Origin of the sequence: uncultured Parabacteroides sp., assembly GCF_947855115.1 — a bacterium.
GTDB lineage: Bacteria > Bacteroidota > Bacteroidia > Bacteroidales > Tannerellaceae > Parabacteroides.
Genome location: NZ_CANTZW010000022.1, coordinates 18,691 through 30,855, shown reverse-complemented (window position 1 = coordinate 30,855; position 12,165 = coordinate 18,691). Strand labels below are relative to the sequence as shown.

General features: G+C 42.3%; 10 protein-coding genes. 2 read left to right on the top strand and 8 right to left on the bottom strand.

Features of this window, described 5'->3' with window-relative positions; translation table 11 throughout:
- Window positions 1-103: 103 nt before the first annotated feature.
- Window positions 104-1,450 (bottom strand): MATE family efflux transporter, encoded by a 1,347-nt coding sequence (locus Q0110_RS13150; protein ID WP_297907089.1) that lies wholly within the window; start codon window positions 1,448-1,450, stop codon window positions 104-106.
- A 320-nt stretch (window positions 1,451-1,770) separates the two neighbouring features.
- Here Q0110_RS13150 and Q0110_RS13145 point away from each other — a divergent pair, with 320 nt between their 5' ends.
- Both Q0110_RS13145 and Q0110_RS13140 read left to right on the top strand, forming a co-directional pair.
- Window positions 1,771-2,334: a Crp/Fnr family transcriptional regulator gene (locus tag Q0110_RS13145; RefSeq protein ID WP_366139677.1), complete on the top strand. Its 564-nt coding sequence runs from the start codon at window positions 1,771-1,773 to the stop codon at window positions 2,332-2,334.
- An 86-nt stretch (window positions 2,335-2,420) separates the two neighbouring features.
- On the top strand, window positions 2,421-3,797 hold the full coding sequence (locus Q0110_RS13140; RefSeq protein ID WP_297907083.1) for an MATE family efflux transporter: 1,377 nt from the start codon (window positions 2,421-2,423) through the stop codon (window positions 3,795-3,797).
- A gap of 58 nt (window positions 3,798-3,855) precedes the next feature.
- Here Q0110_RS13140 and ftsZ read toward each other — a convergent pair whose 3' ends face one another.
- From ftsZ to Q0110_RS13105, 7 genes are all read right to left on the bottom strand, one after another.
- Entirely contained in the window at window positions 3,856-5,121 is a 1,266-nt protein-coding gene (gene ftsZ, locus Q0110_RS13135; RefSeq protein ID WP_297907080.1) for a cell division protein FtsZ, read from the bottom strand.
- Window positions 5,122-5,127: 6 nt separating this feature from the next.
- Window positions 5,128-5,862, bottom strand: coding sequence for a hypothetical protein (locus Q0110_RS13130; protein ID WP_297907077.1), 735 nt, complete (start codon window positions 5,860-5,862; stop codon window positions 5,128-5,130).
- A 195-nt stretch (window positions 5,863-6,057) separates the two neighbouring features.
- Window positions 6,058-7,731, bottom strand: coding sequence for a tetratricopeptide repeat protein (locus Q0110_RS13125; RefSeq protein ID WP_297907074.1), 1,674 nt, complete (start codon window positions 7,729-7,731; stop codon window positions 6,058-6,060).
- A gap of 586 nt (window positions 7,732-8,317) precedes the next feature.
- Window positions 8,318-9,031 (bottom strand): hypothetical protein, encoded by a 714-nt coding sequence (locus Q0110_RS13120; RefSeq protein ID WP_297907072.1) that lies wholly within the window; start codon window positions 9,029-9,031, stop codon window positions 8,318-8,320.
- Between the two features lie 76 nt (window positions 9,032-9,107).
- A complete protein-coding gene (locus Q0110_RS13115) occupies window positions 9,108-9,482 on the bottom strand; it encodes a HepT-like ribonuclease domain-containing protein (protein ID WP_297907069.1) in 375 nt (124 codons plus the stop codon).
- Window positions 9,460-9,756: a nucleotidyltransferase domain-containing protein gene (locus tag Q0110_RS13110; RefSeq protein ID WP_297907066.1), complete on the bottom strand. Its 297-nt coding sequence runs from the start codon at window positions 9,754-9,756 to the stop codon at window positions 9,460-9,462. Before Q0110_RS13110 ends, Q0110_RS13115 begins: the two co-directional genes overlap by 23 nt.
- Before the next feature lie 97 nt (window positions 9,757-9,853).
- Entirely contained in the window at window positions 9,854-12,145 is a 2,292-nt protein-coding gene (locus Q0110_RS13105; protein WP_297907063.1) for a CHAT domain-containing protein, read from the bottom strand.
- Between the last annotated feature and the right edge of the window lie 20 nt (window positions 12,146-12,165).

The window sequence follows — 12,165 nt, the reverse complement described above, 5'->3', positions numbered from 1 at the left end:
ATGCGGGCAAAGATACTTGATCTGGTCGATACTTCCTAAACCTGAAACGTCCTATTTCTGTTCCATATACCGACATGAATAAGGAAATAGCGAATATAGACAATCAGGCGAGATGCGATTTCACCTGCATTCTCGCCCGGTATCCCAACAGGCATACGGAGCATAGGAAGCCTAATGGGTAAGCCATCCAAATCCCGGCGATACCCCAGTGGAACGTGAATCCCAATATATATCCGGTAGGTATGGCTATGATGAAATAAGCGAAAAACGAGATCCACATGATTGCTTTCACGTCGGCTAGCCCTCGTAAGGAGTTCGCTAAAATGATTTGTGCGCTGTCGCCTATTTGATAGAGCATCAGTATGGGGAGTAATGTCATCACGATCGCGTTGACATGAAGATTATCCGTGAATATCAATCCCAGACCGGATTTGGTCATGAATAAGGTGATACAAACGATGCAAGCGACAATGAACCCTAGATGAAGCCCGGCAATGGTGATCTTACGTACCATATACCAGTCGTTCGCCCCCTTATAATAACTGGTACGGATCGCTACGGCGGCTCCAAGACCTAAATAGAGGGTAAAACTGATCGTTGATATGGTAATGGCTATTTGGTGGGCGGCAAGCTCAAGGCTACCCAGCCAACCTACCATGATGGCCGTGACGCAGAATGTTCCCGCTTCCAGGCCTTGTTGCAGGCCGATCGGCCAGCCTATGGAATTCAGCCTCCTCCAACTCTGCTTATTGATACGGATATGGGTAAAGCCTTTCCGGTAAGGCTTATAGTCGGTTCTCAACATGAATACGGCGATGAAAAGCAATAGCATGATGATTCGCGAGATAAAGGTGCTTATACCTGCCCCGAGCAATCCGAGTTCCGGCATTCCGCATTTTCCGTAAATGAGGATATAATTGCCGATGATATTCAGCAGATTCCCTGTCAATAATACCCACATGGATATAGACGGGTTGGCGATACCTTCCACGAATTGACGGAATGAATTATAAAGCATCACGAAGATGATCGAGACTAATGAGACCGCGAAATAAGGCCTTATCAAAGGCAAAAGTTCTTCGGGTTGGCCTAAAGAGTCTAGGTTTAGGTAAATCCCCAGTAAGATGGTTATCAATAATAAGGTGGTAGTCATATTGGCAGCCAAGCTGTTTTTTAACCAGCCTCCGATCGCGATCTTTTTGTTAATCGCTAGATTCTGCCCGATCAGCGGGGTGAGATTATAAGAGAATCCGGTCCCCATTATGATGAATGCGTTTATTACATTATTGACGAACGATGCCGCCGCTAGTTCTTCCGTACTGTGTTGTCCTACCATGATGGTGTCTGCCAATCCGGTGATAATAGCCCCCAATTGCCCGATAATGATAGGTACTCCTAGTGTTACTAAAGATTTATAGTATTGTTTGTAACCCGTTATTCTGTTGTACATAGTGTATTGTTCTGTTATAATGATGGTATAAAAATCCTTTACCGTATATGCCGGATATACGATAGAGTTATTCTAAAATGAAAATGTAAAGATGGATTATAAGGAATAGAGAGCGGATACGGTAGAGCCTCTCGTAGTCCAATGGACGAACAAGATACTTTTAGTAGTAAAAAAATAGTGTTCGAATTTACAGCTCATACCTCTTCTTGGATTTAGTGGCGCAAAACTACATAAAATCACCGAGACCCGCAAATCTTTAAAAATGCCTTTGTTTCTGAGATTACGCTTTTTTTGTATCTTTACGGTTATAAGAAAAATGAATGGTTATGGATCAGTTCGTGGAGCAATTAAGGCGGGTATCTCCTTTATCGGATGAGATCGTGGGGCGGTTGTTGGAAGAAATGGAAGAGGTTTCGTTCGCTAAAGGTGAGTTATCAGTCCGGGAAGGAGAAAGAGATCCGTTTGTCTGGTTCGTGAAAAAAGGATTGGTCCGGACTTTTGTGGAACGGGAGGGGAAGGATATCTCGTTGTGGTTCGCCTCGGATAGCGAGATGATCAATTTTGTTTATCGGGGTGTCTCTGCCTATAATGTCCAAATGGTAGAGAATACGATATTGTTGAGGATACCGAAAACGAAATTGGATTACTTATGCGGGCACTCCCTTGAGTTAGCCAACTGGGGATTGAGAATCCAGGATTACTATCTTCGGGAATATGAGAACTATTTTATAAACGATAGCTGGATGGAGGCCCGTGAACAATATGAGTCATTACTGAAAACCCGTCCGGACTTAATATTGAAATTACCGTTGAAACATATCGCCTCTTATTTACAGATAACCCCACAGTCATTGAGCCGTATCCGCGCTTCCGTAAAAAAGTAGGGGAGAGTCATTATTTATCATAGGGTAACTTTTCTTGTTTGCGATAGCTATACCTTCGCGTCGTTAAAAACGTGAAGTGGATAATTATGAAAATGAGTGGAGAAAAGGCGATCCGTCGCCAAGAATTGGAGCGTGGTTTACTGACCCAAAAGATTTCAAGGTTATTTCTGAAATATACGATACCGGGAGTAGCCGGCTTATTGTTCCTCGGGATCCAGTCGGTGATCGATGGCGTGATATTAGGGCGGTTCGTCGGGGCGAACGCCTTGGCCAGCGTGAATCTGATCTTGCCTTGCTATAGTTTGATGACTGCTTTGTCTATCGTGATAGGAGTGGGATGCCAGACCTTGATCGGTATAAACCTCGGACGTTCGGATCGGCAAGAGGCGAATAACGCTATAACCACCTCGTTCTTGTTTCTTGGAGGAATATCCGTTTTGATTAGCGGGTTGATTTATATATTCGCCGGAGATCTCGCCCGTATGCTGGGAGCGAATGATGTATTAGTTACGGGAGCCGTGGATTATATTCGTTCCCTTGTCCCGTTTTTCCCTTTATTGTCATTGATGTTCTTAGGAGACTATATGATTAAGGCGATGGGGCATCCGCTTTATGCCATGATCGTAATGGGAAGTACGGTACTGATTAATATCGGTCTGGATCTTTTGTTTATCCCGGTAATGGATTTAGGGATTAAAGGGGCAGGATTGGCTACCGGCTTGGCTTTTACCTTGGGAGCGCTGTTCAATATTCCCCGGATGTTCCAGCGGGGGCAAGTCGTGGCGGTACAAAGAGGACGTTTCCGTTGGCCTCTGGTCTGGAATGCGTTATATAATGGCTCGTCGGAAGGGATATCCGAGCTATCAGCCGGAATCACGATCTTCTTGTTCAATGTAACGATGATGCGATATTTAGGAGAAGATGGAGTTGCCGCCTTTACAGCGATTAACTATATCCTGTTTATCGCCACCACGGTGTTCTTAGGGATATCCGACGGGATTATACCGATTATCAGTTATAATTTCGGGGCGGGAAGACTGGACCGGATCGAGAAAGTGCTGAGATTAGCGGGGCGTGTTAACTTTACGATAGGTATCACGTTATTCGCCATCTTATTCTTTTTCGGGCAACAGATCACTTCCTTTTTCTTTAAGGGAGGAGAGGCCTTAGGCGCTTTGGCGATCGCTAATTACGGCATAACGATCTATTGCTTCACCTTCTTGATGAGTGGACTGAATATATTAGCCTCCAGTTATTTCACGGCTATCGGCAACGCTAAGCTGTCGGTCATTATCTCTATGCTGCGCAGCTTGGTATTCGTAACCTTTGGTATTATCGTTTATCCGTCTTTATTCGGTATCCAGAGCATTTGGTATAATGTACCGGTAGCGGAGTTGTGTACCTTGTTCGTGTCTTTTATGTTGGTGAGAAAGGAGTTGAGAAAGGAGATGGATTTTTTGTAGATGCGTCTCTAGCTCTAGAGTAATCTCTTTCTCTGATTACTCTAGAGTTTTATGAGGCTTATTCATCTTTCGTCATTTCATCTATAATATTCCCAAATCTTTGTAGCAAGCGTTCTGCCAAACTAGGTTTAGTGGATGAGGGAGTGGGAGTGTACGCAGGGGAGTCGATCGGTTTTGAAGGCTCGTCAGACTTCTTTGGTTCTTCCGGCTCTTCTGTTTCTTCCATAGGTGCTTGTATGGACGGCTCGTTGGTTCGTAGAGATACAGGTTTTTTCCTTTTTCCGTAAAGCCGATCGATCATGTCGCCATATTTTTGATCTTTGTTCTCTTCTGGAACAGAACTGATTCTTTCTTCGGCTTCGAAGCCTGTGGCGATAATCGTAATCTTTACGTCCGTATCAAGTGAGTTGTCATCGTATAATCCCCATATCACTTCTATATCAGGATTCAATTCTTCCATAAAGGCATCCAACTCATCAAATTCTTCGATCAATAGAGAGTGTTCCTCGCTTGTATAGATGATGAACAAGATCTTTTTTGCATTCTCTATGTTGCTGTTACTCAATAAAGGAGAATGTAAAGCGTTTATGATAGCCTTTTGCAGCCTTTTCTCTCCACTCGCCTTGCCGATAGCCATAAGAGCGTTTCCTCCGTTTTTCATGATCGTTTCCACATCGCAAAAGTCGCATGAGATGGTTCCGACAATCGTGATAATCTCTGCGATACCTTTCGTTGCGGTGGTTAAGATATCATCCGCTTTGGAGAAAGCGTCTTTAGCGGTGGTGATGCCATCCGTGTAAATGTCTCTCAGACGTTCATTGTTGATAATCAATAAGGAATCTACATTTTTTCGCATTTCGGACACGCCTTCCAATGCTTTAATTATCTGGGGACGTTTCTCAAAATAGAAGGGGATGGTCACGATGCCGATCGTAAGCAGTCCCATCTCTTTAGCCAGTTTAGCGATGATAGGAGCGGCTCCAGTACCTGTTCCTCCTCCCATTCCGGCGGTAATGAATACCATTTTGGTCTCATCGTTAAATAACTGTTTGATGTCATCCGTATTCTCTTGCGCCGCTATTTTAGCCCGTTCCGGATTACCGCCGGCTCCTAATCCGGTTTTCCCGAGTTGGATTTTTACTGGAATCTCAGATTTCCAAAGCGCTTGACTATCCGTATTACAGATAGCGAAAGAGACGTCTTTGATACCTTGCTTATACATATTGCGTACGGCGTTTCCGCCACCTCCGCCCACACCAATTACCTTTATGATATTCTTGGTTTTATCCGTAGGTAGGTTGAAGTTGATGATAGAGTCGTCCATGTGTTTTTATTTATTTATATGATTCTGATTAATAGATCGAATAGTCCCATTTTTCATGTCGTAAATCCAATATAGATTATTTTTATTGGATTTAGCTTGTATGAGCAAATGGTTGTTTATTAAGCTAAAAGAAGAGTAGGTGATGTTGATTGTTTTCTTTTGCTTCTCAATATCCCTATTGTCTTCTTCGCTTTCTATCTCCGATGTGAGAGGTTCTTCTTCGGGGAATATCAAAGAAAATGGGGCTTGACATTCTACTTGGACCGATTGCTCTTTTCTTTCATCGAAGATATAAAAGCAATCTTTAGCCTCGATAATCCAAAGCCTAATATGGCCTACGCTAACTATTTTATGCTGATAAATACGTAATCCTTTAGGAAAAAGAAGTTTATTGACGGGGGTGTCTATTTCTGAAACAGAAAAGTTTAATACTGTCCGATGTTTTCCTAAAGAATCTTGTTTCATTTCTATTATCGGTATGATGAGTTGATTTCTAAATCCGAAGATTTCTCCTTGCACCGTGTCGCAAGAGAGTGTGATTTCTTCTTTGCCTATATATTCGGAGTATCGCTCAAGCCTACTTTTCCAAGTATCTGTTCGCGGTGCCTCTCTAAAGCTCGAATCGGTAAATAAGGCTGCTTCTAGAAAATATAGCGTCGTTAATATAATAATTACGCAAATACAGGTACCGACTATTATGTTCACTGTTCGTTGTGAGAAAAATTTATTGAAGAAACTCATGATGTGTTTGTTTTAATTATGTTTCTATTGGGTTCTGTTACCACCAAAACGACCAAATCAATAATCCCAAAGCGATAGATTCTAAAGGCCCCGGATGTGCGATGCACATTAATGGCCAGATGGGAGAACCTGTTAAAAAAGCAACGATGATGTAAATGATAAAAGGGTAAAGCATAATAAAATAAAATTAATTTGTTATTTATTCAGTTTATAATTATTTACGATGTAGTTATCTATGAGTTGTTCTTTATCTGATAAATCTTGTACTTCTTGTAAGTGCTTACGTTTATATTTATCAAGGAGTTTCTTGAAGGCAGGAAGCATACGGATGTTATTCAGGTCATTGTCTCGCTCAATATGGGCGAAGCGCCTGAAACCTTTTTCGAATGCCAGTTTTAGGTACTCAATGGCTTGTTCCTTTTCTCCTATGACAGAATAAAGACAAGCGGCATCATAATAGTTGCCTTTATCTGTGCTTTTCTCTAGGACTTTATTCATCCATTCTTTAGCCTCGGTTATTTGTCCTAAATATAAGTAGGCATATTGAGCGGAAGAATTATTGTTAGGTACCGTATCCAACTCGATTGTTTTCTTGAAATCAGCGACTGCTGCATCTTTGTTATTTTTCTTCCAATATAAGATGCCTCTGTTCATATATGCGTACGCATATGAAGGCTCTAAGACTATAGACATTGTATAATCTTCGATAGCTCCATCAATATCTTCTGTATTATCTTTGAACCATCCCCTGCGATAATAGCCGGAATAATGATCCGGTTTGTTTGATATATACCTGTCTAAATCAGCGATCGCTTCTTTAGTCATACCAGCATTATATTCTATATTCGCTTTTTGCATGAAATAGTAGTTATAGGTAGAATCCAGTTGGATGGCTTGGTCTATATATGTCAAAGCCTGTTTATAATCTCCGGCTTCATTTAAGCAATCGGCGATTCGTTCGCATATAACATCACTTATCTCTTTTGATAAGCTTGTTTTGTAATATTTTATGGCAATAGGGTATTGTTTGGATCTTTCATAGATGATTCCTAGGCAATAAGGCCAGTAATAATCATTCGGATACTTGTTCGTTTGTACTTTGAGCTTAGCGGTGACGATTGTCTGTGCGGAATCCGCTAAGTCTTGCAGCAAGTAGAACGCCTTTTTATCCCTGTCTATATCCAATGCCGTGATCACGTCATCCATCGCTTCGTTATATTTTCTCAAAAATATATAGCTTTCAGCCCGAAAAGAATACCCCAGCGCATAGTCTGGGGCTAATTTAATGACATAATTGAATTGGTTAATGGCCTCTTCGTATTTTCCCTGCTTTTTAGCGTTTCTTCCCAGTCCCATATATCCCATTGTTCTTCCCGGATCTAGTGCGATTATTCGCAGGTAATCCTTGTCTGAGAGATTATATTTTCCCTCTGTAAAATAGAACTCAGCTCGTTTTTCATAACAACCAACCTCATTGGGTAATATTTCTATGGCAGTGGAATAGTCTGCCAGTACTTTTTCCTTTTCGTCCAAGGCTAAAAAGATATCTCCTCTGGTAGTGAAAGCCAGAGCGCTGAATAGTGAATCCTCTTTGGGGATATACTTGATCGATGAGTTCGCTGCTGTCAAAGCTTTTCCATACTCTTTTAAATGGTTCTTGATGATAGCGACCCATACGAAGGCATATCCGTTATCTTTATGTTCCTGTAGTTCTTTGTTTAGATATTCCAGTGCTTTTTCCAGATCATTATTTTGCAAAGCTTCGACTCCTTGTTTGTAGTTGTAGGATTCGGGACGATGAGTTTCTTGTGCATTTGTACTACATACAAGAAAGAATAAGAAGATGAGAATTGATAGAAACTGTTTCATTTATAAATTGTATTTATTTTATCCGAAAAATCGAGTTATGTCAAACCAGCCTGTGACCTCATAACTAATCCTCATTGATTGGGTAAGTTCTTGATATCTCTTAAAACCATCTGGATCATTTATATATCCATTGTTTTTTTCAAAATCATTCTTAAGGAATTTGAAATCATCCTTTGTATATGCGGAAACAGTCATGGTAATTTTGTCATAGTGTTTTATTGATTATTAACTTTTGCGAAAAGTATTCTGAATAGCCGAGTTGGGATTTTGACTCACTCGGAAATACCGTTCCTTTTCTGTCTCCTTGTAGCGGGCCTGTTCGAAAGTGCTGAATGTTCCTTTCTTCTAATATATACTTACTTGGCCGATGAAGTATATATTAAATGAGCCACGAAGTATATATTCGTTGGACAAGTAAGTACTACTGCTTTTTTCTGACTATTTAAAGATACCGCCCCTCTCAGTCACTCTGTAGCGGCTTATCCGAAATTTGGCGATTTGGTGAATCCGGAATAACATTGAGGGCGGTATTACTTTCTTCGAGAAAAATAAAGAAAGTTAATGAAAAACATATGCTTTGCGGTTTTTATTCTTCCTTGTTCTCTTCTTCCTCGAATGCCTCATCGGCCATCTCCGCATAGTAGGTATGGCGTTCCTCGGGGGAGAGACAACATTCTTCTTCAAATAGGCATTCCTCTTCCTTCATTTGTGCTAATCGGGAGAAGAAGTTCATTCGGGTATTTGCGTCTTTCCGCATACATGCGTTGATGCCTTCCTCGCTGTATGTGAAATTGCGGGTGTTATGGATGGCCATTTCCATGGCTACCTCTACCGAATTTTGATTGGCACCCATATAGGTGAAAGTCCATCCTTCGGTACGGAGTGTCTTTACAAGTCGCTTGATACTTGACCCGGTGTATTCTTTTGAGGCGTTCTCCATCCCGTCTGTGATGATGGTCACTACTACTACCGCATCTTTTAAAGGTTTGACATACTTACGTATGTTCGTAAAAGTGAATCCCATCGCATCGTAGAGGGGAGTGCAGCAACAAGGCTCATAGTCTTCTAATCGCAAGGGGTGAGCCTCGCAAATCGGTGTCTTGTCAAAGACATTTCTCATCTCGCAACTACAAAAGGTCACAAGTGATATGAAATGCTCTTGAGTATCGGCGAATTTTTGTTGCGCTTTCTGGATTCCTGCCAATGTCTCGTTAAAACTGTCTATGGCCGCTTGCCGGATACTATTCATCGAACCGCTGCGGTCGAGGATGATTACGTTGTGTACTTGTGTCTTCTCCATGTTCGCTATCTGATTAAATATTCTTTGACTATGAATAGCGGTAAAAGGCGAAAGGTAAACAAGGGAGGATGTTTTTTTATTTACTTAATTTTTCATGAAAGAATCGGGCCGCATCTAATAAAGGATCTAGATGATTCGTTATTACATTAAATATGATTTCAGTATCAATATCAAAATACGCATGTGCGATATGATTACGTATGCCTATAACATCTTGATATAAACATAATAGCTTTTTGTCTGTTAGTTTATCGATTTTCTTAAAACCTTCTCCTATGGCTTCTATAAGCATACAATTAGCCGCTAAATCTTTCAGACCTTCGGGTGAAAGTAAAAAATCATTGACATCTTTAATGTCACGGTTCCAAACTTTAAGCAGTAAAATAGATTTTTCGATCTGAAGCATGATAGCTTGAATCTTATTCTTATTATTTAAAGATATAGATTCCATCTCGATCGATTTCTTGTTTTAAAAAATTATTCATATTACGATGAAGGCGGATGAGATCCACTGAGCAGCCTACCAACTTTTCCAAGAATCTTTTTAGTCGGACCATCATGAATAAATCAGGTTCCATCTCGACGCAGATGTCAATGTCGCTTCCCTCTGTATGTTCGTCTCTTGCCACGGATCCAAACAAGCGAAGAGAGCGTATTCCGAATGTAGATTTGAAATCGGAAATATGGGATTCCAACAAATTAAGATATTCTGCTCTTGTTTTCATCTTCTTTTATGATTTAGTACAAATGTAGATAGAATAAATAAAGGTGGCAAATATTTGATTAAATTCTTGTCAGAGAGAAGTTCTATTTCTTCTCGCTTTAATCAACCATCACAAACCCCGCCCAATAATACGGATTCTCATACCTCTCGCTGAAAGCATGTTGGGTTTCCATGAAGGCGGTTCGCATATCTTTGCCTGTTAGCCAAGCGTGGTAGAAGGCGATCATGAACTTGGCCGTCGTCCGGTCGTCTACAGGCCATAGGCTGATGATAAGGGTTTGCGCTCCAGCTAATTTGAAAGCTCGTTGGAGGCCGAAGACGCCCTCGCTGTTGTTGATCGAACCTAAGGCCGTATTGCAAGCGGAGAGGACGGCTAGGCGGAGATGATCCAGCCGGAGAAGGGAGATCTCATCGGCCGTAAGCAGTCCGTCTTCTATATCCTCGATGATATCTTTCTGTAGCCAAGCCCGGTTCGCTCCGGAAAGAATCAAGCCGGATCGGAGCATGGGGTTTACTCGCAGACTGTCATCTTCCAAAAAATAACCGTGGGTAGAGATATGAAGAATATGGATATCGGATCGGTCGAGCGACTTGAAGGCTTCCTCGTTCCCCGACAGGCCGGTGTATGCGGTTGTTTGGATATGGAGGCTGTCCAGCAACGCCTTGATTTGGTAGATTTCGCTACCGGAGTATCGGAGTGGTCCCCAAGGATGTCGGGAGAGCCCTTCTCGGGTTGTCGCCTCTTGTGCCGCTTTCTGTAAGGCGCTTTTTGGAGCGTCATAACGTAAGGCTCCGAAAAGAGTGGCGTTGAGAGGAAGGTATTTACTCTCTTCCTTAAACTTTATGATCTCCCTTGTACTACTTACCCTGTAAAGCTCGTAAGGGGCTTTTTGTGGGAAGTGTCCGGCTAGGGTAGCGGAAAAGGATATTTTATGCAGGATTCCGGAAGGACTGTAATAGATTCGCTTGATATCGTGTACATATCCGGATATTGGCTGCCATATCTTTTGATAGAGATTTTCCTTATTATATAATGTATGGATTTGATCTTGGATGGGCAAGGTGTCTGCCGGAAATAGAGAGCTTATCTCTTTTTCTTCGAACAACGGGATAAAGAGCGGCCTATCGAAGTCCGACCGTAGAAGCAAGGCGGCGTAATGATTTTCCCCCTTATTCGGGTAGGTGATATATTCGACGCAAGTCTCGTCGGGAGCGAGGGCTTTCCGTATATCCATCCAGTTGATGGGATCCAAAGAGATCGCCTCTTGCCAGCCAAGTGTCCGGGCGGCTAGGTCTTTCTCTTGCTTTTCAGCTTTTTCCTCTTCCAACTGACGCTTGAGTTTAGCGATCAGGCCGTCTTGGGTGGCGAGATAAGAGATTTCCCGTTTACGTGCGAGCCATTGATCGTAAGCCTGTAGTAGGGTCGTGTCGCTTTGGCTATCCAGCGTATTACGCAGGCGATGACCGGAACGTAGCAAAAGTCCCTTGATGAAAAGGGCATTGTCGTAGCAATGGCCAGCCCAGTCCTTATCTGGGGCGATGTGTTGGAGTTGGTAGGTTTGTATAAGGTCTTCTTGGTACTTTTTGTATAAATAGGTTTGCTGGTGTGTGGACATGAACAAGAAGTTCCGGTTCAAGATAGCGCGGATGACTCGGTTTTGTTCGCCGATGAGCTCCCTAAGTCGTGCCGTGTCTTGATCTGCTGCGGCAAAAAAGCTCTCTTTTTTTAGGGCATTCACGTAAAAAGGATGTTCTTCCCCGTAGTCTTTCCGGGTGGCTTGGGTGAGTTGGTGGGTTTCTTCCCTATTTAAAGGAGGAAGCGAAGGCTTGGGTACCGATCCTTTTTGCAGGCAAAGGGCTGCTGTCTGGAAACTTTCGGGTATTTTATCGGTATGCGCTTGGTTGAAACGGACAACTTGTCCGGCTAGTTGTTCTGCTTTAGGGCGGTCACCCAGACGATGATAGAACATGCCGAGTGATAAAATACTTGCCATATATCTTGCGCTGTCTTTTCCTGCCGTAAGGCGGGTTTGATCTACCATGCGTAGATAACGCTGTTCTGCCAAGCGAAACTCCCCGATACCGGAGTAGGCCTCTGCTTCTACGTATAGATAGAAAGCTTGTTTATCGGAGGGCATTCGCTCGATCGTGCTTCGCTTGGTTTGTAATAGCCAAAGAACTTGGTTGAAATAATTTTTATCCAGCAATTGTTTGACGGACTTTTCTGTCAGTTCTTGATTAAAGGCATTCGTGATATCCAGAAGAAAGAAACGGGCGGCACATACGCAGATCGTTCCGATAGTCAGCAAACCAAGTAGGTACATGAAAAGGTGTCCTAACAAATAGAGGATGACAGCAAATAGCTCTTGTATATTTTTCTTTACGCCCATATTGAGAAGTTGGATACGAT

Bases quoted from the DNA above. Each gene is read 5' to 3' on its own strand.
- Q0110_RS13150 (WP_297907089.1), bottom strand. From the start codon at position 1,450: ATGTACAACAGAATAACGGGTTACAAACAATACTATAAATCTTTAGTA.
- Q0110_RS13145 (WP_366139677.1), top strand. From the start codon at position 1,771: ATGGTTATGGATCAGTTCGTGGAGCAATTAAGGCGGGTATCTCCTTTA.
- ftsZ (WP_297907080.1), bottom strand. From the start codon at position 5,121: ATGGACGACTCTATCATCAACTTCAACCTACCTACGGATAAAACCAAG.
- Q0110_RS13115 (WP_297907069.1), bottom strand. From the start codon at position 9,482: ATGGAATCTATATCTTTAAATAATAAGAATAAGATTCAAGCTATCATG.
- Q0110_RS13110 (WP_297907066.1), bottom strand. From the start codon at position 9,756: ATGAAAACAAGAGCAGAATATCTTAATTTGTTGGAATCCCATATTTCC.
- Q0110_RS13105 (WP_297907063.1), bottom strand. From the start codon at position 12,145: ATGGGCGTAAAGAAAAATATACAAGAGCTATTTGCTGTCATCCTCTAT.
- Q0110_RS13120 (WP_297907072.1), bottom strand. From the start codon at position 9,031: ATGGAGAAGACACAAGTACACAACGTAATCATCCTCGACCGCAGCGGT.
- Q0110_RS13130 (WP_297907077.1), bottom strand. From the start codon at position 5,862: ATGAGTTTCTTCAATAAATTTTTCTCACAACGAACAGTGAACATAATA.
- Q0110_RS13125 (WP_297907074.1), bottom strand. From the start codon at position 7,731: ATGAAACAGTTTCTATCAATTCTCATCTTCTTATTCTTTCTTGTATGT.
- Q0110_RS13140 (WP_297907083.1), top strand. From the start codon at position 2,421: ATGAAAATGAGTGGAGAAAAGGCGATCCGTCGCCAAGAATTGGAGCGT.